This is a genomic window from Nonomuraea sp. NPDC049504, assembly GCF_040676845.1.
In the GTDB taxonomy this organism is placed as follows: Bacteria; Actinomycetota; Actinomycetes; order Streptosporangiales; family Streptosporangiaceae; genus Nonomuraea; species Nonomuraea salmonea.
Genome location: NZ_JBFAPT010000002.1, coordinates 577,458 through 599,428, shown reverse-complemented (window position 1 = coordinate 599,428; position 21,971 = coordinate 577,458). Strand labels below are relative to the sequence as shown.

General features: G+C 71.8%; 18 protein-coding genes and 1 tRNA gene. 5 read left to right on the top strand and 14 right to left on the bottom strand.

What is annotated here, in order from left to right; all coding sequences use genetic code 11:
• From AB0K28_RS05940 to AB0K28_RS05930, 3 genes are all read right to left on the bottom strand, one after another.
• Positions 1-893: hypothetical protein (locus AB0K28_RS05940; RefSeq protein ID WP_364365618.1), on the bottom strand; the 893-nt coding region annotated here is incomplete at its 3' end.
• Positions 894-1,642: 749 nt separating this feature from the next.
• On the bottom strand, positions 1,643-1,993 hold the full coding sequence (locus AB0K28_RS05935) for a hypothetical protein (protein ID WP_364365615.1): 351 nt from the start codon (positions 1,991-1,993) through the stop codon (positions 1,643-1,645).
• Between the two features lie 413 nt (positions 1,994-2,406).
• A tRNA-Arg gene (locus AB0K28_RS05930) sits at positions 2,407-2,478 on the bottom strand.
• A 116-nt stretch (positions 2,479-2,594) separates the two neighbouring features.
• Here AB0K28_RS05930 and AB0K28_RS05925 point away from each other — a divergent pair.
• Positions 2,595-2,987 carry a response regulator gene (locus AB0K28_RS05925; protein ID WP_364365612.1) on the top strand — a complete coding sequence of 131 codons (393 nt, stop codon included), beginning with the start codon at positions 2,595-2,597 and terminating at the stop codon, positions 2,985-2,987.
• A 52-nt stretch (positions 2,988-3,039) separates the two neighbouring features.
• Here the strand turns inward: AB0K28_RS05925 and AB0K28_RS05920 are convergent, their stop codons facing one another.
• Positions 3,040-3,375, bottom strand: a complete 336-nt coding sequence (locus AB0K28_RS05920; protein ID WP_364365609.1) for a VOC family protein — start codon at positions 3,373-3,375, stop codon at positions 3,040-3,042.
• 2 nt (positions 3,376-3,377) lie between these two features.
• Positions 3,378-4,148 carry an oxidoreductase gene (locus tag AB0K28_RS05915; protein ID WP_364365606.1) on the bottom strand — a complete coding sequence of 257 codons (771 nt, stop codon included), beginning with the start codon at positions 4,146-4,148 and terminating at the stop codon, positions 3,378-3,380.
• A gap of 83 nt (positions 4,149-4,231) precedes the next feature.
• On the opposite strand from AB0K28_RS05915, the gene AB0K28_RS05910 reads away from it, so the two are divergent.
• Positions 4,232-4,792: a TetR/AcrR family transcriptional regulator gene (locus AB0K28_RS05910; RefSeq protein ID WP_364365603.1), complete on the top strand. Its 561-nt coding sequence runs from the start codon at positions 4,232-4,234 to the stop codon at positions 4,790-4,792.
• A gap of 4 nt (positions 4,793-4,796) precedes the next feature.
• Here the strand turns inward: AB0K28_RS05910 and sigJ are convergent, their stop codons facing one another.
• On the bottom strand, positions 4,797-5,690 hold the full coding sequence (gene sigJ / locus AB0K28_RS05905; RefSeq protein WP_364365600.1) for an RNA polymerase sigma factor SigJ: 894 nt from the start codon (positions 5,688-5,690) through the stop codon (positions 4,797-4,799).
• A 135-nt stretch (positions 5,691-5,825) separates the two neighbouring features.
• Here sigJ and AB0K28_RS05900 point away from each other — a divergent pair, with 135 nt between their 5' ends.
• The 3 genes from AB0K28_RS05900 to AB0K28_RS05890 are packed head-to-tail and all read left to right on the top strand — an operon-like array spanning position 5,826 to position 7,705.
• Positions 5,826-6,302 carry a carboxymuconolactone decarboxylase family protein gene (locus tag AB0K28_RS05900; protein ID WP_364365597.1) on the top strand — a complete coding sequence of 159 codons (477 nt, stop codon included), beginning with the start codon at positions 5,826-5,828 and terminating at the stop codon, positions 6,300-6,302.
• Positions 6,303-6,314: 12 nt separating this feature from the next.
• Positions 6,315-6,776 (top strand): hypothetical protein, encoded by a 462-nt coding sequence (locus AB0K28_RS05895; protein WP_345397027.1) that lies wholly within the window; start codon positions 6,315-6,317, stop codon positions 6,774-6,776.
• Positions 6,773-7,705 (top strand): aminoglycoside phosphotransferase family protein, encoded by a 933-nt coding sequence (locus AB0K28_RS05890; protein WP_364365594.1) that lies wholly within the window; start codon positions 6,773-6,775, stop codon positions 7,703-7,705. Before AB0K28_RS05895 ends, AB0K28_RS05890 begins: the two co-directional genes overlap by 4 nt.
• Here the strand turns inward: AB0K28_RS05890 and AB0K28_RS05885 are convergent.
• The 8 genes from AB0K28_RS05885 to AB0K28_RS05850 form a co-directional block, all read right to left on the bottom strand.
• Positions 7,678-8,832, bottom strand: a complete 1,155-nt coding sequence (locus AB0K28_RS05885; RefSeq protein ID WP_345397021.1) for an inositol-3-phosphate synthase — start codon at positions 8,830-8,832, stop codon at positions 7,678-7,680. The genes AB0K28_RS05890 and AB0K28_RS05885 overlap by 28 nt on opposite strands.
• A 91-nt stretch (positions 8,833-8,923) precedes the next feature.
• Positions 8,924-9,700 (bottom strand): AfsR/SARP family transcriptional regulator, encoded by a 777-nt coding sequence (locus tag AB0K28_RS05880; RefSeq protein WP_345397018.1) that lies wholly within the window; start codon positions 9,698-9,700, stop codon positions 8,924-8,926.
• A gap of 374 nt (positions 9,701-10,074) precedes the next feature.
• Complete coding sequence (locus tag AB0K28_RS05875; protein WP_364365589.1) at positions 10,075-11,583, bottom strand: condensation domain-containing protein; 1,509 nt, start codon at positions 11,581-11,583, stop codon at positions 10,075-10,077.
• Positions 11,580-18,200 carry an SDR family NAD(P)-dependent oxidoreductase gene (locus AB0K28_RS05870; RefSeq protein ID WP_364365586.1) on the bottom strand — a complete coding sequence of 2,207 codons (6,621 nt, stop codon included), beginning with the start codon at positions 18,198-18,200 and terminating at the stop codon, positions 11,580-11,582. Before AB0K28_RS05870 ends, AB0K28_RS05875 begins: the two co-directional genes overlap by 4 nt.
• A gap of 65 nt (positions 18,201-18,265) precedes the next feature.
• Positions 18,266-18,694, bottom strand: coding sequence for a VOC family protein (locus AB0K28_RS05865; RefSeq protein ID WP_364365583.1), 429 nt, complete (start codon positions 18,692-18,694; stop codon positions 18,266-18,268).
• Positions 18,691-18,930 (bottom strand): acyl carrier protein, encoded by a 240-nt coding sequence (locus AB0K28_RS05860; RefSeq protein WP_345397000.1) that lies wholly within the window; start codon positions 18,928-18,930, stop codon positions 18,691-18,693. Before AB0K28_RS05860 ends, AB0K28_RS05865 begins: the two co-directional genes overlap by 4 nt.
• Positions 18,923-20,800, bottom strand: coding sequence for an HAD-IIIC family phosphatase (locus AB0K28_RS05855; protein WP_364365579.1), 1,878 nt, complete (start codon positions 20,798-20,800; stop codon positions 18,923-18,925). The genes AB0K28_RS05860 and AB0K28_RS05855 overlap by 8 nt, the downstream gene beginning before the upstream one ends.
• A gap of 26 nt (positions 20,801-20,826) precedes the next feature.
• Positions 20,827-21,840 carry a 3-oxoacyl-[acyl-carrier-protein] synthase III C-terminal domain-containing protein gene (locus AB0K28_RS05850; protein ID WP_345396994.1) on the bottom strand — a complete coding sequence of 338 codons (1,014 nt, stop codon included), beginning with the start codon at positions 21,838-21,840 and terminating at the stop codon, positions 20,827-20,829.
• Between the last annotated feature and the right edge of the window lie 131 nt (positions 21,841-21,971).

Genomic DNA, 21,971 nt, shown 5'->3' with positions numbered 1-21,971 from the left:
ATTTCGGCCTGGTCGAACCGCCCCACATCGGCCAAGATGGTAGCCAAACTGCACAGCGCCTCGGCCTGGAGATCCGGGTCCGTGATGGAGCGGGCGAGGGCTTCGGCCTGGTCAAACCGCCCCGCTTTGGCTAAGACACTAGCCAGACTGGTCAATGCCTTGTCTTGGCGGTGAAGGTCGGTTATGGAACGGGCGAGGATTTCGGCGCGGATTGGGTTGCCAAGCACGGCCCAAACTCCTGGCAAACCAATGGGGATTCTGGTATTGCGGTCGGTCAGAAACTCGCGGATGCGAGCTAGCAGCAGCATCGCATATAGGTCGGGCATTTCATATGCGCAGATGGCCGATTGGCAGGCACTGATTTCTGCCAGCGCTGCGGTGTCACCACCGCTAACTTCCAACATGCGATCCAGGCGGGTTCGATCGGTAGCGTATGCCACCATCCGAGCCAGATCATTTGTGTCCTTAAGGATTCGGTGATAGTCACGCAGTAGATATTCGGGTGCCCCGGGCGGCCAGCCTTGGGAACGATAACTATCTGCCCAGGCGTGGATCGCTTCTCGGTATCCGGCTATCCCTTCGTCGCCCAACACGGCGATCGCAGTGGCGTTCAATTCTTCATGCGCGAGCATGAACACTTTTGCACCATCTTGGGGTCGCCATGTGCTTTCTCTACTACTGAAGGTCCGCCCCGATACTGTCCGTAATTGCCGGTCCACTTCTGAATTTGTCTGCCCCGTCAACTCTGCAAGATCACGACTGCTCAAGCCGCCTCCAGCAGTGACCAACAGTCCTAAAAGGTCCCGCTCTCTCTGGGTACCGTAAAGCAGATGATCAAGTTCGCGTTCGGCGTTATCCCGGATGACCTGTGCTTCCGGCGACGGGTCCAGCAACCGCACTATTTTCGGATCCCGTAGTGGATGCCGTGCGGGAACGTCAGAGGGCACTGGTGGGTGGGGGCGACCTGATATCACCACCCGCAACCCTTCCACAGGTGCCGCTGGGAGCAACGCTGCGATACTGTGAGCGTGTGGGCCAACCGTCACCCCTCGGTCCTCGTCTAGTCCATCTACCACCAATGTCAAGCGCTCACCGCGGTCTCGGCACCACCACGCGGCATCCTTTAGCAACCGACCGAACCAGCCCTGCTGAGTGGCCTCGGTTAACAATGTGGGCATCGGCTGGCCCAGCAACTCGGCTAGCTGTTCAATCACGATTTGCAAGAATGCATTGCGGCCACTGTGTCGGGCATATTGGGCAGTGATGAAGAACGACACGACTCGTACACCTGGCGGTGGGTTAAGAACAAAAGTTGCCATAAAGGCTGACTTTCCCGCCCACGCCGGCCCTTGCCACCACACGTAGGTACGATCATGGTCGCCGGAGCAAAATTCGATTAGTTCAGCCATCTCCGCCTCGCGCCCTACCAATCGCCAGGGAAAGATCTGCTCAACCTGATCACGATAGGCCGACCGCGCCGTTGGGAGGCCTGTCAGGTGTACGTCCCCTTGGTGGCTGCCGGTGTTAACGTAACTGCCCGGCCCACCGGAGGCATCGCCGGTATATCGAACGGTGCTTTTCATCTTAAGATCGTTTCCTTGCGGATCATCCCTGCCTTGCGGTGCTCCAACCCGAGGGACGATCAGGTGAGATCAACACCGGAGTTGGCATCTCCACCATCCGCCTCCGCATCTCCTGTCCGCTGTACTCGCACTTGACCGGGTACCGCATCGACACGCCCCGAAAAGCCGGTGTTGGCCCGTCCGCCACTTTGCGCCGTGGCTCGCCCGGTCTTCGAGACATGAATGCTTCCACTGCTTGAGGCAATCGGCCACGCAGCCCACAGCGCTACCCCCACTGCGGCGACCCCGGCCAACGCTGAGGCCACTGAGCCGATCTTATCGGCCTGATCCCACCCGAGGATGGCGAACATCACCGCCATGGCAGCCACCACCACAGCCGTTCCGGCCAGAACCCACTTACGTATGGTCATGTCAAGGATTGTCCATGCCGATCGCATCCAACTCGACCGAAAAACAGGCTTTTCACCGAGAAGTCCACGGGTGCAACATCACCGCTATGGCGAGGTCGCTGAATCGGTGCCCCCAAGTGCTTAGAATAAGCCCTGCCGAAGTGGCTAACGCAGCGGTAACCTGAGGCGCGTGAAGTACAGTCCGTGACTGTAGAGAGAGAAGACCTGGATCTTCCTCTGTCACGCCGGACGTATCGCTTGATTCTGGTCTGCAGTTGCCTGCCCTGCCATGTCTGCGCCCACCCCGCCTCCGCTCGACCCGTACGCTCCTCATACGTGATCATGGGAACACGCCTGCCATCAGTGGCATCGAGTGGCACGCCCCAGACAGCAGAAGGACCTGCGTTTCCGCAGGTCCTTCTGGAGATGATGAGTGCCCCGTGCAGGATTCGAACCTGCGCACCCGGCTCCGGAGGCCGGTGCTCTATCCCCTGAGCTAACGGGGCTCAACAGGTGACAAGGCTACCAGTACCCGGGGACCACTACGCACCAGATAACACTCCATGAACGCATCCCGCGAAAACCACCCGTGACCGCCCAGCTACGGGTTAGCTTGGCGGCCGTGGGTGAGGCTCTTGGGAAAGTACTGGTCGTAGACGATGACGAGGTCATCAGGCAGCTGATCGCGGTCAACCTCGACCTGGAGGGGTTCGAGGTGGTGACCGCCACCGATGGGCAGGACTGCCTTGATCGGGTGCTGGATGTCATGCCGGATGTCATCACGCTCGATGTGATGATGCCGCGCCTGGACGGTTGGACCGCGGCGCAGCGGCTGCGGACGGATGACGCCACCCGGCACATCAAGGTGGTGCTCATCACGGCTCGGGCTCAGGATGATGACAAGGTGCGGGGTCGGGGGATCGGGGTGGATGCGTACCTGACGAAGCCGTTTGATCCGGCTGAGTTGATCCAGGTGGTGCGGGATCTGGCGGCTGGGGCGGCTAAGACGTTCTGAGCAAGGTGACCCCCAGTCCCCGAAGTCGCTTGGGTCGGGAAGGGGCGGCCTGTCAGCCCTCGCGTAGGCAGAAGGGGTGGCCGGAGGGGCTCTTATAGACGTTGGACGTCACGTGGTGGGCGCCGGCGTCGAGGGCCCGTTGGGTGACCCCAGCGAGGTCGTCCGTCCTGAGGTCCAGGTGCAGTTGCTGGGGGATCTCCGGGGTCGGCCAGGTCGGTGGTACGTGGTCGGGGGCCAGCTGGAGGACGATCACCGGGAAGCCCTCTGCCTGGAGGAAGTGGTGGGTGGGGGTGCGGGTGAGGGTGCCGCCCAGCAGGTGGTGCCAGAACGTGCTCTCCCCCTCCAGGTCCGCCGTGTCGATGATGATCGAGGCCAGGGTGAAGGGCATGGTCACACCACCGGGATGATGCCGCCGTCGACGCGGAACTGGGCGCCCGTCAGCCATTTCGCGCGGCGGGAGGCGAGGAAGGCGATCAGTTCGGCGGCGTCCTCGGGGTCGCCGGGGTGGCCCATGGGGATGTCGAGGTGGTCGGCTATCTGTTGCTGGACCTGCTTCAAAGTGATGCCTTGCGTGTCGGCGATCTCCTGGTGGTGGGCGATGGCGCCTTCTGTGGCGATGAAGCCGGGCAGGACGCACACCACCCGTACGCCGCTCCTGCCCACCTCGGCGGCGAGGCCGCGGCTGTAGGCGTTGAGTGCGGCCTTCGCGGCCGCGTACGAGATGTCGCCGTTCTGGGGTGTGCGGCTGGCGATGGAGGAGACGTGCACCACCACGCCTGAGCCGCGTTCTGCCATGCCCGGGACGAGGGCGCGGTCGAGGCGGACGGCGCTGAGCAGGTTGATGTCCAGGTCTTTGCGCCAGTACTCGTCGGGGCGCTCCAACGTGGGCGTCAGCGGGGTGGTGGCGCCGGCGTTGTTCACCAGGACGTCCACGCCGCCCACGGTGTCGATGACCTGCCGGGCGAGGGCGGTCACGCCCTGTTCCGTGGCGAGGTCGGCGCGGATGAAGGTGGCGGGGAGGTCCTCGGTGGGTTCGGTGCGGGAGGCGGTGAGGACGGTCGCGCCCGCGGCGGCGAAGCGGCGGGCGGTGGCGGCGCCCAGGCCGCGGCTGCCGCCGGTGATCAGGACGCGCAGGCCGCTCAGGCCCTCGTCGACGGTCATGGGGTTGCTCCTCGGCTAAGGTGAATCCGACTCCGGTAACAGTACACAACAAGCGGAGTCCGATTCACCTTAGGGAGGTGCTGGTGACGTCCTCACGTCCGATGCGCGCGGATGCGCGGCGCAACCGCGAGGCGCTCCTGACCGCGGCGCGCGGGGCGTTCCTCGGCGGGGAGGCCGAGATCCAGGTCGAGGAGATCGCGCGGCGGGCCGGGGTGGCGGTCGGTACGCTCTACCGCCACTTCGAGACCCGCGAGGCCCTGGTGGAGGAGGTCTATCGCGACGAGGTCGCCAAGCTGTGCGGCGCGGCCGACGAGCACCTAGGCCGGTACGCCCCCGAGGAGGCCCTGCGGCGGTTCCTGCTGCTGCTCGTGGAGCACGCGGCGGTGAGCAAGGGCATGGCCGTGGCGCTGGAGAGCATCATGGCGACCGATTCGCCGGTCTTCGACGACGCTCGTACGCAGATGGCGCAGGCTCTCGATCGGCTGCTTGAGGCGGGGGTGGCGGCGGGGACGCTGCGTGAGGGGGTCGGCGGGCGTACGGTGCTGCGCGCGCTCGGCGGGGTCTGCGGGATGCGGGCCACGGCGGGGTGGAAGGACGAGGCCGTACGCATCACGACGATCTTCTTCGACGGCCTGCGCCGCTGACCCATCAGGGCGCGGGGGTCCAGGCGCGGAGTTTGTGGGGGTTGCGTACGGCCCAGATGTTCGTGATGCGGTCCCCCGCCACCTCGAACGCCATCACCGCCACCGTCCGGCCCTCCCGCTCGGTCACCAGCCCGGGCCGGCCGTTGACCATCCGTTCCGCCAGCGACAGCGCGGGGATCATCTCCGTGAGCTCCAGGGCGTAGCGGGCGATCGCGGCGGCGCCGCGGATCGGCTCGAGGACGGCGGGCACCAGGCCGCCGCCGTCGGCGGTGAGCGTGGCGGCGGGGTCGAGGATGCCGATGAGGGCGGCGATGTCCTGGGACTCCCAGGCTCGCTTGAAGGTCCTGATGACGCCGGCGCGCTGCGCGTTCGAGGTCTCGGGCGGCTGGGCGGCGGTGATGCGGCGGCGGGCGGAGGAGGCGAGCTGACGGCAGGCGGCGGGCGTGCGGCCGACGATCTCGGCCACCTCGGCGAAGGGGTAGCGGAAGACGTCATGCAGGATGAACGCCACGCGCTCGGCCGGGGTCATCGACTCGACCACGACGAGGAAGGCCATGCTGAGCGACTCGTCGAGGGTGACGCGATCAGCCGGGTCGGCGGGGTCGGCGGTGATCCAGTCCGTACGTTCGGGCAGCGGCTCCGGGATCCACTCCCCCACGTAGCGCTCGCGCCTGGCCCTGGCCGAGCCGAGCAGGTCGAGGCAGATGCGGCCGGCGACCTTGGTGAGCCACGCGGCCGGCACCTCGATGGCCTGCCGTTCCTCGTCCGGCATGGCGTACCAGCGGGCGTAGGTCTCCTGGACGACGTCCTCGGCGTCGGCCAGGGAGCCGAGCAGGCGGTAGGCGAGGCTGATGAGCTGGCGTCGTTCGCCGATCAGGCTCGGGTCGGGCGTGGTCATGTCGTGGCCGGTCCCCTCGTGTGCCGCGGGTCTTCACCAAGGATGACGACGTAGGGGGCGGAGATGTGAGGCTCACATTTCGCCCGGCTGCGTCGTCGGAGTCCCGTACGAACATCCGAGGAGAGGAATGCTGTGATGTCCGAGTCGCGACTGCCCGATCCCGCCCGGTTCATCCCCGAGGTGGGCGAGATCGCCGGCGCGATGGCGAAGGCCGTCATGAACGGGACGATTCCCCAGACCACCGTGCACCTGGTGCAGCTGCGCGCCGGGCAACTGGTCGGCAACACGTACCACACGGTGCGGCAGGCCGGCGAGCTGCGGGCGGCCGGGGAGGCGGAGGAGCGGATCACGGCGGTGGCGTCGTGGCGGGACGCCCCCCATTTCACGGACGCGGAACGGGTCGCGCTGGAGCTGGTCGAGGCCGTGCTGACTCCGAACCCGTACGGGGAGCGCGTCCCCGACGAGCTGTTCGCCAGGGCGGCCGTCCACTACGACGAGAAGGCGCTGTGGACGCTGACCATGGCGATCGCCCAGATGTGCTTCTTCATCCCGGTCGCGCTCATCGCCAAGCCGGTGCCCGGCAAGCCACTGGGCCAGAACTACACCGGCTGATATAACCGCGTCATGCACTGCCTCCGGCCGGCCCTGGCGACGGCGCTGCTGCTGGCGACGGTCGCCTGCGCGAGCGAGCCGGCCGGATGCGCGTTCCGGGTGGTCAGGGGCGAGCCGCCGGAGTGGGCGCGGACCGGGTTCACGCCGGGGGCGCAGATCCATTACGCCACCAGCGGGCGGGGCGACATGCTCGCCCTGATCTTCGGCTATCCGCTGTTCAGCCCGCCCGCGCCGGACCGGAGCAACAAGATCCTGTGGCGGTCCCGGGTGCCGGTGGAGCCGGGGCCGCTGCGCATCGAAGCCCGGCTGAACGGCACCGGTGCGCCGGAGCGCGTCACCGTCGGCGAAGGGCCGGGGCCGTCGATCGTCGATCTGCCGCGCCCCGGCTGCTGGCGGCTGGAGCTGGCGTGGGGCTCGCACACGGACTCCATCGACCTGGAGTACGTCCGGCCGCGCGATAGTGTGCCCGGATGATCCGCATTCCAGAGGGGTTGGCGCAGGGCACCGTCGCGCGTGAGGGCGAGGCTGGGGCGGCGTGGATCGCCGAGCTGCCCGCGATCGTGACCGAGCTGACAAACCGGTGGGGGTGTGTGCCGGACGGTGAGGTGCTGCACGGCGGGGTCGGTGTGATCGTGCCTGTGCGGCGTCCCGGCGGCGGGGCCGCGGTGATGAAGGTGTCGTTCCCGCATCCGGGCAACGTGCACGAGCCGGACGCGTTCGCGGCGTGGGGCGGGCGGGGTGCGGTCATGCTGTACGAGCGGGCCGACGACCGCTACGCCATGCTGCTCGAACGTGCCGACACCAGGACCCTGGCGACGGCCGGGGACGTGGAGGAGATGGTGACGGTGGCGGGCGGGCTGAGCCGCCGCCTCGCCGTCCCCGCGCCGGAGCACCTGCCGCGCCTGCACGACCGGGCCGGCGCCTGGGAGGAGGAGCTGCGCAGGGACGCGGCCGAGCTGCCGCACACCATGCCGGCGTACGTGGTGGACGCCGCCGTGGCCACCGTCCGCGAGGTGGGGGTGGCGCAGCCCGGCATCCTCATCCACGGTGACCTGCATCCGGGCAACATCCTGCGGGCCGAGCGGGAGCCGTGGCTGGCCGTCGATCCCAAGGGCTACGCGGGCGACCCCGCCTATGACGTGGGGCCGCTGGTCAAGTCGCTGGTGCTGAAGCTGCTTGAGTCGGGCGACCTGGGCAAGGCGCTGCTGCGTACGCTGGACGTCTTCGCCGAGACGGCCGAGCTGGACCGCGAGCGGGTGCGCCGGTGGGCCCAGTTCCACGCGGTGCAGGGGGCGTTCCACGGGCGCAGGCACGGCTTCAGGGTGTCCAGGGCGGGCGAGGTGGACGATCTGGCGCCGCTCCTCGATCTGGCCGATCAGCTGGCGGCGCTGCTCACGGAGTGAGCCCAGGTCACCAGGGTGTCGTACTGGCGTTCCAGGCCGTGCTCGCGCGTCCCCAGCGGGTCCTTGAAGAAGAACGCCAGCTCCGCGAGCGGCCCGTGCAGGCCGGCGCGGTGGGCGGCGGCGGTGAGGCGGGCGAGGTCGAGCACCAGCGGGGCGGCCAGCGCGGAGTCGCAGCCCTGCCAGGTGAACTGCAGGGTCATCCGCGCGCCGAGAAAGCCCTCGAACGTGACGTGGTCCCAGGCCGTCTTCCAGTCGCCGAGGTCGGGCACGTGGTGGATGTGCACGGCGTCGTGGACGTCCTCGCCGAGGGTCTCGGCGAGCATGCGGCGCTTGGAGCGGATCTTGCTGTCGGCGCGGTCGGGCTCGGCCAGGGTGGCGCCGTCACCGCCGCCGAGCAGGTTGGTGCCCGACCAGGACAGCGGGCGCAGCGCCCGCCTGGCGAACATCGGCGCGAGCACCGACTTCACCAGGGTCTCGCCGGTCTTGCCGTCGTGGCCCGCGTACGGCACCCGCCGCTCCTCGGCGAGCTCGGCCAGGGCGGGCAGCCTGGCTCCCGTGGAGGGCGTGAAGTCGACGTAGGGGCAGCCGGCCGTGAACGCCGCCATGGCGTACAGCGAGCTGGGCGGCAGCTCGGCGGTGTCCGTGCCGAGCGCGTGCCGCAGCGCGTCGAGGGTGGTGTGCTGCGGCAGTTCGTACGGCAGCGGCGCCTCGGTCGAGGAGACGTTGACCACGACGACGGTGTCCAGGCCGTTCCTGTGGCGGAAGCCGGCCAGGTGGGCGGCCACCTGCTCGACGGCGGTGCGCTGGTCGGGCGCGGTGGCGAGCGGGCTGGGCCGGATCTCCTCCTCCGCCGCCCGCAGGTCGCGCTCGACGAGCGCGGGCAGCCCCGGGGGCACCACGCGGGCGTCGACGAGCTGTTCGGCGCGCTTGAGCAGCGGAGTGTCCACCAGCTCGTGCCCGCCGAACACCAGGTCGCCGAATTCCGTGAGGGGCACGGAGGCGAAGTCGGGCCGCGCGGTGACGCACCCCGTGGGCGCCACCAGACCCGCGCGCATGGCGGCGGCTCCCAGCGTCGCCGTCGTGCCCACCGACCCCCGTGCTCCTATGAGCCAGATCCCCGTCCGCACCGTCCGTCTCCCGTCCCCCGTGTGGCTTGGTCAGGGGGAACCTAGGCGGCGCGGCCATACCTCAGCTATATCTCCAGCGGCTCCGCCCCCGTCAGGCGGCGCCTCGCAGATTGAGCACGTCCGGGTGGTCGAGCCCGGAGTCTCCGGTCAGGATCGCCTGGTGCACGCGCCGCAGCTCCTCCCCCGGCGCGACGCCCAGGTGCTCGGCGAGGATCTCCCGTCCCTGCTGGTAGACCTGGAGCGCGTCGGCCGGCCGGCCGCAGCGGTAGAGCGCGATCATGAGCTGGGTCCTGAGCCCCTCCCTGAGCGCGTCCTCGCTCACGAGGCCGGTCAGCTCGGGTACGAGCTCCACGTGCATGCCCAGGGCCAGCCTGGCGTCGATGTGCCGCTCCAGCACCGTCCTGCGGCTCTCCTCCAGGCCGGGGAGCTCCGCGGCCGACAGTTGCCCGGTCACGTCGCAGAGGGCGGGGCCGCGCCACAGCGCGAGCGCCCTCCTGAGCGTGCTCTCCGCCTGGATGAATTCTCCGGCGCCGAGCTGGCGGGCGCCCTGGTCGGCCAGGGTCTGGAATTTCCGGTGGTCCACTTCCCATTGTCCGGTGACCAGCTGATAACCACTCCCTTCACGAGTGATTTCCAGGCTGCCTTTCCGCAGCCGGTGCCGGAGCCGCGACACGTACGTGCAGATCTGCGCGCCCGGTGTCGTGGGCGGCTGCTCACCCCACAGCAGGTAGCTCATTCTCTGATCAGAAAGCGGCCTGCCCTCGGCGAACAGCAACGCAGCCAGCACGGTGCGTAGCTTGGCCCCGTCCAGCGGAACGGTACGCCTGCCACTCCAGGCCTCGACCGGCCCCAGGAGCCGGAACTCCATGTGGCACCCCCTTGTTTACCGGAATGCTCCAACACTCCAAGATTGCCATCTTCCGATAAGGAATGCTGTAATCGCGGACAACCTTTTACTTGACAGCTGAAAATCACGAAAAAAGGTCGCCATCACACGGAGCGACGGCTCGTCGGATAAGCGTGACCGGCATTCTTGAAATGTACCGGAATTATATTCCGGCAGGGGTGGTGAAACCGCAGGCCATCGGAGAATATGACGTTGACTCATCTCCGGCGATGGCCCGCGGCTTTCTGACAGGTGAAGTCAGGAGGGCGACGGTGGTGAAACCGCCACCCGAATTCGGGGGCATCGGCCTACGCCGGGGGTAGGTCTAGGCCCCCCTTCCGCGCGCCAGGGCCCGCTCAGCCGGCGCCCCACCCGAGCATGAGCCGCTGCTCCTCCTCGGTCAGCATGGGCAGCCGGGACAGCGGCGCGTCGGGGTCGGCGGCGGCCGCCGCCAGCAGCACCCGCAGGTTGCTCACCAGGCGTTCGACGGTCGCCCGGTCGAACAGGTCGGTGTCGTACGTCAGCGCGCCCGCGATCGTCCCGTCCGTCTCGTGCAGTTGGAGGTCGAGGTCGTAGCGGGAGGTCGGGTGCGACAGCGGATATGGCGCCAGCACGAGGTCGCCGAGGTCGAGCACGAGCGCGTCCGCCGAGCGCAGCCCGAACAGCGACACCCCTTCCGGCCCGCGCGCCTGCCGGAACCTGACGCGGTGCGACTTCTGCATGCCGAAGCTGACCTCGCACAGCGGCGGGCGGCTCGGGTCACGCTCGGGGTTGAGCAGGTCCACCAGCACCGCGAACGGCAGGTCCTGGTGGTCGAGCGCGTCGAGCACGCCGTCGCGTACGCGCCGCACGAGCACGCGGAACGACGGCGGCCCCGCGAGGTCGGCGCGCAGCACCACCGAGTCCGCGAAGTAGCCGACGACCTGGCTGAAGGCGGCCTGCTCCCGGTGCGCGGTCGGGGTCGCCACCCGCAGGTCGGCCTGCCCGGTGTGCCGGTAGAGCAGGGTGTAGAAGCCGGCCAGCAGCACCACGAACAGCGTCGCCGCCTCGGCGTCGGCCAGACGGCGCAGCGCGGCCGACAGCTCGGCGTCGAACGACACCGGGCACCGGTCGCCGCGCCGGCGGCGGACGCGGGGGCGCGGCCGGTCCGTACGCAGCCCCAGGTCGGGCAGCGGCCCGGCGAGCCTGCTACGCCAGTAGGCGGCCAGCCGCGCGCCCTCGGGACCGCCCAGCAGGGCCGCCTGCCGGCGGACGTAGTCGGTGTAGCGGGCGCCCACCTCCGGCAGGTCCGGCGGCTCGCCGCGCAGCCTGGCGGTGTAGAGCACGCCCAGCTCGTCCAGGCACTGGAAGGCCGACCAGGCGTCCAGGGCGATGTGGTGGCCGTTGAGCAGCAGGACCTGCCCGCCGTCGCCGCGCTCGTACAGGTGCCAGCGCAGCACCGGGCCCTCCGCCAGGTCGAACGGGCGCATCGCCTCGCGGGTGAGCAGCGCGGCGAAGGCGTCCTCGTCGAGGTCACGGGCGTCGTACGACTCCAGCCGCACCTGCCCGGCCGGCGGGTGCACGCGCTGGAACGGGATGCCCTCCAGCGCCACGTACGTCGTCCGCAGCATCGGGTGCCGGGCGGCCAGGTCGGCGAGCGCGCCATCGAAGGCCGCCCGGTCCAGCCGGGTCAGCACCCGCCACGCGGACGGGACGTTGTAGGCGGGATTGCCGGGATCGACGTGGTGCATGAACCACATGGCCTGCTGGCCGTGCGAGAGCGGGAACAGCTCGTCGCCCTTCGCACGGCGCAGCAGCAGGTCGCGTACGAGCGCGCGTTTCTCCTCCGGCGCGAGCCGGTCGAGCAGGTCGGCGATGCCCGTCACGCGGTGCTCTCCCCACCGGCCAGCAACTGGCCGAGCACGGCGTCGAGGTCGCCGTCCGACAGCTCGTCGACCTGCTCGGGGCGCAGCTCCGGCACGGTCACCGGCTGGGCGGGGGTGCGTGCCTCGGCACGACCGGACTCGGCCGCCTGCGCCGGGGCGTGCGCCTCGGCGAGACCGAACTCGACGTATTTCGCGATCTCCACGATGGTCGCGCCGCCGAGCAACCGGGCCGTCGAGACGACCACGCCCGTGCTGGACTCGATGGCCTGGCGCAGCTCCATCGCCATGAGCGAGTCCACGCCCAGCGACGTGGCCGACGCCTCCGGGTCGAGCAGCGCGGGATCCGTCCTGGTGATCTTGGCGATCTGCCGGGTGACGTGCTCGACGAGCAGGCCGGCGCGGCGGTCCGGCGCGGCGGCGAGCAGCTCGTCCTTGAGCCCCTTGCCGTCGTGGCCGGCCCGGTCCGCGCCGGAGTCGTCGGGGACGGCCAGCAGGTCGCGCAACAGCGAGCCGCGCCCGGCCGAGGGCAGCAGCTCAGCCCAGCGGCCCGGCTCGAACCGGGTGATCGCCACCTGCGCGGGCCCGCCCGCCGCCAGCTCCCGCATGAGCGCGTCGAAGCCCTCGTCGGGGGTGCAGCTCGGCAGGCCGCGGTCCTCCAGCCGGCCGCCGCGGTCGGGGCGGGCCGCGAGCCCGATGTCCGACCAGGGGCCCCAGTTGATCGTGGTGGCGGGCATGCCGTGGGCGCGCCGGTGGTGGGCAAGCGCGTCCATGGCGGTGTTGCCCGCCGCGTAGTTGGCCTGGCCCGGGTTGCCGAGCAGGGCCGCGACGGAGGAGAACAGCACGAAGAAGTCGAGCGGCGCGCCGGCCGCGAGCCGGTGCAGGTTCCAGGAGCCGAGCGCCTTCGGGCCGAGCACGGTCGTGAAGTCCTCCCAGGTGAGCTGGGCCAGCGTGCGATCGGCCAGCACACCCGCCGCGTGCACGACGCCGCGCAGCGGGGGCGCGCCCGCCAGGGCCGAGGTGACGGCGCGGGCCAGGTCCGCGTGCCTGGCGACGTCGGCGCGTACCACGGTGACGGCGGTGCCGGCCGCGCGCAGCACGTCCAGCTCGGCGGCCGTCTCCGGGCTCGGCGCGCGCCTGCCGAGCAGGATCAGGTGTCCCGCGCCCTCGCGGGCCAGGGCGCGCGCGGTGCCGAGGCCGAGCGCGCCCAGGCCGCCGGTGACCAGGTAGCTGCCGTCCGCGCGGACCGGCAGGTCGCCCGACGGCTTCCGCTCCATGGACACCAGCACCTTGCCGACGTGCCTGGCCCTGGCGAGGCGGCGGAAGGCGGCGCCGGCCGCCCGTACGGGGTGCACCTCCCTGGGCAGCGGGCTCAGCCGGCCGTCCGCGAGGCGGCCCATCAGCTCCCGCAGCGCCGCGCCGACCTGCTCGGGCCGGTGCAGGAACAGCGCCTCGACGTCGAGCGAGCAGAACGACAGGCCCCTGCCGAAGTGCGCGAGCCCGACCTGGGTGTTCTCCTCGATGTCGCGCTTGCCCAGCTCCACGAACCGGCCGCCGGGGCGCAGCGCCGCCAGGCCCGCCTCGATGGCGTCGCCGGACAGCGAGTTCAGCACGATGTCCACGCCCTCGCCGCCGGTCAGCTCCCGCACCTGCGCGGCGAAGTCCACGGAACGGGAGTCCATGACGTGCTCGATGCCCAGCTCGTCGCGCATGTAGGCGCGCTTCTCCTCGCTCCCGGCGGTGGCGAACACCTCGGCGCCGGCCGCGCGGGCGAGCTGCACGGCCGCGAGGCCCACGCCGCCGCTCGCCGAGTGGATCAGCACCCTGTCGCCCGCGCCCATGCCGGCCAGCCGTTCCAGCCCGAAGTACGCGGTCAGGAAGACGATCGGCGCGGTCACGGCGTCCTCGAAGCTCAGCGTGTCGGGCAGCGGCACGACCACGCGGGCGTCGGCGTGCACGTGGGAGGCCACGCAGCCGCGCGAGGAGTCGGTGATGGCGACCACCCGCTGCCCCACCGAGAGCCCTTCGACGCCCTGGCCGAGTGCCGTGACGCGGCCCGCGCACTCGATGCCGAGCGGCAGGGCGGCGGTCGTGGCGGCGGGCAGCACGCCCATGGCGCGCAGCACGTCCTTGAAGTTCAGCGCCGCGACCGCCACCCCGACCTCGACCTCGCCGGGCGCGGGCGGCTCCGCCTCCGCGGGGGTGAGGCGGAGCCGGTCCAGCGGGCCCGGCGCGGGCATCTCCAGCCGGAACCTGCCGCCGCCGCGCAGCAGCTCGGCGCCGCGCACGGTCTCGTCATCCTCCTGTACGGGGTACGGCAGGCGGCGCATCCTGGCCGCGTACCGCTCGCCGTGCCGCCAGGCCACCTGGTCCTCGTCCTCGGCCGCCAGCTCGTCGGCGAGCGCGCCGGGGCTGCCCTGTTCGAGGTCCACGAGGGTGCAGCGCAGCTCGGGGTGCTCGTGGGCGACGGTCCTGCCGAATCCCCACAGGGACGCCGGCACGATGTCGGGCAGCTCGCCCTGCCTGACGGCGGCGGCTCCCGTGGTGACGATCCACAGCCGGGTCGATGTGGCGGCCAGCGCCTGCACCAGGTGCAGCGCGCCGCCACAGGCCAGGGCGAGCGCCCCGGCCAGCACGTCCGCGTCCGACGTCGCCGCGTCCTGGGCGGTGGCCGCTCCCATGGAAGCGGCGCGGTCCTGCTCCCCCGTCCTCCCCGTGTCGCCGGGGAGCAGGGCCCAGGCGTGGATGACGCCGTCCAGGTCGTGGTCGGCGGCGACGTCGGTGAGCAGGCGGGCGAAGTCGGCGGGGGCGGCCGGGTCGATGACGTAGTGGTCGGGAGCCAGACGCTCGTACGTCTGGCCGGGGTGGACCCTGACGCAGGTGTGGCCGCGGGCGGTCAGCGTCTCGTGCAGCGTGCCGCCGGGGGCGTCGAGGAGCAGGAGGCGGCGGGTGGTCTCCTCGCGGGGCGGGGCGGGCAGCGGCTGCCAGGCGATCTCGTAGCGGGCCTCGGTCATCTTCTCCGTGGCGTCGTCCGTGCCGCCCAGGCGGCGCATCGCCAGGCCGTCCACCTCCAGGACGAGCGTGCCGTCCGGGTTCCACACCTTGAGGTCGGCGCGGCCGTCGGCGCCGAGGCTCGCGTGGGCGAGGCAACCGTCGGCGGGCGCGCCGTGCAGGCGCAGGCGCGTGAGGCTGACCGGCAGGTACGTGTCCGTGCCGTCCGGCAGCGTGGCGAGGACGGTCTGCAGGCAGGCGTCGAGGATCGCCGGGTGCACCACGTGCGGGTCTCCGGGGGCGGTCACCGTGCCGAAGCCGGACAGCTCCGCCCACGCCTCGCTGCCCGCGCGGTGCACGCGCTGGATCCGCTGGAACCTCGGCCCGTAGCGCAGGCCGCGCGCGGCGCACTCCCGGTAGAAGTCGTCCGCGCCGATGACCGCACAACCCTCGGGCACCGCCGGCGCCTGCGCGGCTTCTGTGGCCGGTTCCGTGGCTGGGGCTGGGCGGAGGCGGCCCTTCGCGTGCAGGGTCCAGGCGCCGTCGCCCTGGTCGCTGTAGATCTGGAAGGCGCGCTGCTCCCCCGTGCCGGCCAGCGCCAGCTGGACCTGGGTGGTGCGCTGGTCGGGCAGGGTCAGGGCGGCGGCGAAGATCAGGTCGGTCAGCTCCACCGGCTCGCCGCCCGAAGCCGCGAGGGCCATCTCCGCGTAGCCGGCCGCGGGGAAGACGGCCATGTCGTCCACGCGGTGCTCGGCCAGGTACGGCGTGGTGCGGACGTCCTGCCACGACTCCCAGAACTCGGTGCCGGGGTGCGCGGCGAGCTGCATGCGGGCGCCGAGGATCGGGTGGCCGGCCGTGCCGTGCCGGGGACGCCCTGCCGTGGCCGAGTCCTTCCACGGGAAGCTGGTGTGCTGCCACGGGTAGCGCGGCAGGTCCACGTGCGCGCCCCGGCCGGGGAAGAGGGCGGGCCAGTCGGGCTCGTGGCCCGCCACGTACAGGTGGGCGAGCGAGCCGAGCGCCACCTCCACGCCCTCGTCGCGCCGCATCGACGGCAGCAGGAGCAGGTCGGCCTCGATGCCGCGGCCGATCGCGCCGAGCACCACCGGGTGGGGGCTGATCTCCACGAACGTGTCGTGCCCCTCGGCCACCAGCCGCTCGACGGCCGGCCAGAACCGAACCGGCTCGCGCAGGTTCCGCACCCAGTAGGCGGCGTCCAGCCGCTCCGCCTCAGGGTCGGCGGTCGAGTGGAACGCGGTCCCACCCGTGACGGCCCCGCCGCCGACGCCGGTGATCTCCGTGCGCAGCAGGTCGCGCAGGGCGTCCATGTGGGGGCTGTGGGCGGCGACGTCGATGTCGATGCGGCGGCAGAACACCTCGCCGCCCTCCAGCTCGCCCACGATCTTGTCGATCGCGGCCCGGTCACCGGAGACGACCGTGGTGGACGGGCCGTTGAGCGCCGCCACCGAGACCTGCCCCGCGTACGGCTCCACCAGCGCGCGGGCCTCCTCGTGCGCCAAGCCCACCACGGCCATGCCGCCCCGGCCCGCCGTGGTCGCCATCAGCCGGCTTCTGGCGCAGATGACGCGGGCGCCGTCGTCCAGCGAGAGCCGGCCGGCCGCGCAGGCCGCCGCCAGCTCGCCCATGCTGTGCCCGATCACGGTGTCGGGCACGATGCCCCACGACCGCCAGAGCGCGGCCAGCGCCACCTGCACCGAGAACAGCACCGGCTGCACCACGTCGATCGGCAGCGCCGTCATCCGCTCCGGCGGGCCGGACAGCAGCTCCAGCACCGACCAGCCGCTCCACCGGCGCACGGCCGCGTCGCACCGCTCGATCTCGGCGCGGAAGACCGGCTCGGACGCGAGCAGCTCCGCGCCCATGCCGGGCCACTCGGAGCCCTGCCCGGGGAAGACGAACGCCACCTTGCCCGGCCGCGCGGGGACCCGGCCGGTGACCGTGCCCGCCTTGGCCCGGCCCTCCTTGAACGCGGCCAGCGCCTCGCGCAGCTCGGCGGCCGACCCGGCGTGCACGACCAGCCGGTGCGGCTCGTGGCTGCGGCGGGTGGCCGCCGCCCGGCACACGTCCGGCGCGGCGGGGCCGTCCGGCCTGGCCAGCAGCTCCTCGTACGCGCCCGCCGCGTCGGCCAGCGCCTGCTTGGACCGCGTGGACAGGGCGAGCAGCAGCCCGCGCGAGGTGACCGCCGACTCGGACGCGACCGCGGTGGAGGCCGCAGCAGGGGCCGTGGCGGAGGCGGCGGAGGCGGCGGAGGCGGCGGAGGCGGCGGAGGCGGCGGAGGCGGCGGAGGGGGCCATGGCGGAAGCGGCGGGTTCGGGGGCGGGGGCGGCTTCCAGGACGATGTGGGCGTTCGTGCCGGTGATGCCGAACGAGCTGACCCCGACCGCGGCGGGCGCGTCCTCTGGCCACGGCTCCAGCTCCCGCTGCACCCGGACGGCGTGCCGGTCCCAGGCGAAGGCGGGGGTGGGCTCGGCGCAGTGCAGGGACGGCGGCAGCGTCCTGTGGTGCAGGCTGAGCGCGGCTTTGATGACGCCGGCGATGCCCGCGGTGCCCTCGGTGTGCCCGATGTTGGTCTTGACCGAGCCGACCTTCACCGGCCGGTCCGCCGGGCGGCCCGCCGCGAAGACCGCCGCGATGGCGGACAGCTCGACGGGGTCGCCGACGGCCGTGCCGGTGCCGTGCGCCTCCACGTAGTGGACCCGGTCGGGGGTCAGGCCGGCGTCGGCGTACGCGGCGCGCAGCACCTGCTCCTGCCCCGACTGGCTGGGCGTGCCGGCGGAGGCGCCGGTCTGGCCGTCGTTGTTGACCGCGCCGCCGCGTACCACGGCATAGACGCGGTCGCCGTCGGCCAGGGCCGCCGACAGCGGCTTGAGCACGACCACGCCGAACCCGTCGCTGCGCACGAACCCGTTGGCCGAGGCGTCGAACGCCTTGCAGCGCCCGTCGGGCGCCAGCATGTTGCCCCGCGAGAACGACACGCTGATGCCGGGGTCGAGCAGCACGTTCGCGCCGGCGGCCAGCGCCAGGTCGGCCTCGCCGCGCCGGATGCTCTGGCAGGCGAGGTGCAGCGCCACCAGCGAGGAGCAGCAGGCGGCGTCGATGACCATGCTGGGGCCCTGGAGGGCCAGCGCGTGCGACAGGCGGCCGGCGATGACGCTGCGGGCGGTGCCGCGCATCGAGTACAGGTCGTTGTCGTGGGAGTCGGCCGACTCCATGCACTCGTAGTCGCTGAAGTGCACGCCCGCGAAGACGCCCGTACGCGAGCCGGCCAGCAGGTGCGCGGGCAGCCCCGCGTCTTCGAGCGCCTCCCAGGCGACCTCCAGCAGGACGCGCTGCTGCGGGTCGGTACGCGCGGCCTCGCGCGGCGAGTGCCGGAAGAACTCGGCGTCGAACTCGTCCACGCCGTCGATGAAGCCGCCCAGCCGGTTGTTGATCCGGCCCGGCGTGGCGGGCGTCGGGTCGTAGTAGGCGCCGGCGTCCCATCGGTCGGCGGGCACCTCGCCGATGGCGTCGCGGCCGTCGCGGAGCAGCCGCCAGAATTCCTCCGGTCCGCGCGCGCCGGGAAGCCTGCAGCCGATTCCGATGATCGCGACGAATTCTTCGTTGGAACGCACCGGTGCCCCTTTTCCGTCGTTATCGAGGTCCGCTCGGCATTCTGTGCGGGCCCGCAATATGCCGCCTATACGCGCCGTTCCGCGCTTTCCTGGTACGCCACCAGCTCGACGAGGAACGCGGCGGGGCGGGGGACGTACATGAAGGCCACGGTCATTCCGGGGCGGGCGCCTCTGCACGGGGAGGCGTCCACCGGGGACAGCCCGCTCCCGCGCAGCCGGCGCAGCTCGGCCTCGACGTCGTCCACGACGAACGCGACGTGGTAGAGCCCTGGGCCCTGACCGGCGAGCCTGCCCTCGATCGCCGAGTTCGGGCGGGCGGGTGAGACCAGCTCGATGTCGGGTCCCTGGCCGGGCAGGCGCCAGAACTCACAGGTGACGCCGTAGTCGTCGGCGACGCCGCCGTCCACCGGGGACAGCCCGAGCGTCTCCAGGAACGCGCCGGTCCGCAGCGGTTCCGGGGTGGCCAGGCCGATGTGGTCGATGCCGAGGATCATGCGGCCGTCGTCCGGCCGACCAGCTCGGTGAGGTCGCCGACGGTCCGTACGGCGTGGAACTCGCGCAGGTCGAGCGTGACCCGCAGCCGGCTTTCGAGCTGGGCCAGCGCTTCGAGGGAGCTGATGCTGTCCCAGTCGCGCTCGGCCAGGACGTCCTCGTGGCGCAGCCGCCCGGCGTCCTCGCCGAGTATCTCGGCGAGGACCTCGGTCACGACCCTGCTGACCTGCTCACTCATGTCCGCTCCGCTCGCTCGTCGTGATCCAGCCGGGCAGGTCCACCGTGCCGGTGGTCAGGTCGAGGACGAACGTGCCGTCCCCGTCGCCATCCCCGTCACCATCCCCGTCGCCATCCCCGTCGCCGCCCCCGTCCCTGGTGAAGCCGGCCTGCGTCCAGAAGGCGGCGGCGACCCGGTTGCGCTTCGTGGGGACGTACCGGCCGACCAGGGTCCGCGCGCCGCTCCCGGCGGCCTGCTCGGACAGCCAGGCGGCGATCGCCGTCTCGATGCCGCGTCCCAGCACCCGGCAGCTCAGCACCAGGTTGAGCACCCGCCACGTACGCGCGCCGCGCTCGGCCCACAGCGCGCCCACGATGCCGTCGGAGCCGAACCTGTCGGACACCGTCACGGTCGCCACCAGGTGGTCGGGGCGCGCGGCCAGCTCGGCCGTCTCGGCCTCGCCGAACCTGACGCCGGTGAGGTTGAACTGGTTCGTCCGCGCGGCGAGCTGCGCCGCCCGCGCCACCGTGTACGGCGTGACCGGCGCGATCTCCACCTCGATCTTCAGCGCCCGCAGGTAGTCGGCGGCCGCCTCGAACCCGTCGGAGAACTCGGCCCGCTCCGCCCGCGCCCGGTAGAGGTCGGCGCGCCGCAGGTCGGCGTCGGTGAGCGACGGCGCGTCGAACCAGCCGGTCCGCAGCAGCCTCCTGACCAGGTGGGCGGGGTCGCCGGCGGCCGAGACGACGCCGATCTCGGGAAAGCGGTCGGCCACCTCGGCGCGTTCGACCTCGGTGTCGTCCACGAAGACGAACGCGGACGGCGGCAGGCCGAGCGCGTCGGCCACCCTGCTCAGGTTCTCCGCCTTCGACGACCAGTTGACCGCCCGCGCCGCGAACGCGTCGGCGCGCAGCAGCATCTCGGGGTGCCCGCTCAGCGCCTCCTCGACGGGCTCGGCGTCGTTCTTGCTGGCCAGGACGAGGATGACGCCCTGCTCGCGCAGCCGCAGCACGGCCCGCTGGAACGCGCTGTAGCAGTTGCCCGGGTAGAGGCCGCCCAGCTGCACGCCGCCGGCGCCGGCCTCGCCGAGCACCCCGCCCCACAGCGTGCCGTCCAGGTCGAGGGCGAGCACCTTGCGCGACAGGCCGAGTCCGGCCTGGACGACGCGGCGTACCTCGCGGGCCAGCACCAGCAGCGCGCCGTCGGTGTAGGGCAGGTCGCCGTAGCGGTGCGTGCGGTCGTCGCGGGCCGCGTACGGCTCCTCGGCCAGCAGCCCGGCCAGGTCCACGACCTCGACGGCGGCGTGCTGCTCGGCGAGGGCGAGGAGGGCGGCGTTCAGCTCGTACCAGAGCTTCGTGACCTGGGTGCGGGCCTGCCGGCTCACCAGGCCGTCGCGCAGCTCGGCGGGCATGGGGACGGTGTGCAGGATCAGCGTGGGGCCGCCGGTGGGCAGGTTTCGGGTGAGTGCGGCCAGCCTGGCGCGTACGTGCTCCTCCAGGGCCGAGACGCCGGCGGCGGACCAGTCGCGGGGCAGGAAGAAGGACTCGTCCATGAGCGCGCTGACGAACCGCGGCGACGAGCGGGCGAACGACCCCGTGGCGAGCTCCCTGTCCAGCGAGCCGTGCTCCCCCACGGTCAGCTCGGGCAGCACGCCGGCGGCCACGAGCTGGGCCCGCAGGATCTGCTCGTACGGGCCGATCGTGGCCGTCGCCAGCACGGTCACCGGCACGACGGGCGCGTCCTCCGCGCTCGGCGGTGGCAGTGTCGCCAGCAGGCGTCCCGCGCGGCGGGCCAGCGCGGGGTCGGCCGTCTCCAGCAGCGCCAGGCGGGTGCGCGGCGGCGGCATGCGGCGCTCGGCGACGGCAGTCCGCAGCTCCTGCAGCAGTGCGTCCATGATCACCTTTCCCCCGAAACGTCCGGTCAGACCCTGATGAGGCTGCAGTACCAGCGCATGCCGATCGAGGTGCCGGTCAGCGCGGCGAGGTCGCCCGGCGTCAGCTCGGCCGCGTCCCAGCGCTGCCCCAGCGCGAGGAGCTGGTCGGCGGCGCCCATGTGCCCGTGCGCGGCGGCCAGGCCGGCGTTGGTGCGCTCGGGCGGGATGCCGAACGGGCGGGCGACGTCGGCGATGGCGTCCTCGCTCTCGTTCAGCGCGAAGACGTGCGTCAGCTCGCCCGGGTCCACGCCGGCCCGCTCGCAGGCCCGCTCGATCACCTCGGCCGAGCGGGCGGCCAGCGCGTCCACGAAGGCGCGCAGCCGGCGCGGGCTCTTGTCGAAGTGGGCGTGCACCCGCTCGGTGCCGGCCGGGGCCGTGGCGGCCGACCAGCCGGGCGGCGGCACGGGGGCGAGCGCGCCGCCGTAGTCCGTGCGGAACCAGTCGCAGAACTCGGGGTCGGTGAACTGGTGGGTGGCCAGCCACCGGTTGCGGGGATGGCCGCGCCGCAGCACCGCCGCGACCGCCCCGTCGCTGTGCACGGCGGTGTTGACCGTCATCCGGTTGCGATGGAACTCGCTCACCCGGTTCACCGCGACGAACAGCACGGTCTCGATCTCCGGCTGGACGGCCAGCGTGCCCGCCACCGTGCCGAGGCCGGTCACGCCGCACGCGCAGCCCTCGGTGAGCAGCAGCGTCTGGACGCGGTCGATCTTCAGTTCCCTGGCCAGCGCCGCCGAGGAGTCCCAGTGCAGGTATTCGGGCAGCTCCGACACCGCCACCACCAGCAGGTCGAGGTCGGCGGGGGCGAGCCCGACCCGGTCGAGCGCCGCCCGGCCGGCCCGCGCGGCGAGCTCGGTGCCCGTGACGCCGTCCTCGGCCCGGTGGAAGGTGCGGTAACCCATGCGCAGAATGCGTTCGGGGTCGGGCACGTAGTCGGCGGCGACCTCCCGCACGTCCTCGTCCGCTCCGAACGCGTAACCGAAACCGGCGATCCCGAACATCTTCCTCCCGCGCGCTCGTGCCGTCGCCGCCGATTATGGAAAATGCGTCTATACATCTCCGATAAATCGGCGCCATACGCGGTCACCGCACCCTGACGATTTCCGGGAACGAAGTTAGGCTTTCCAGCCGG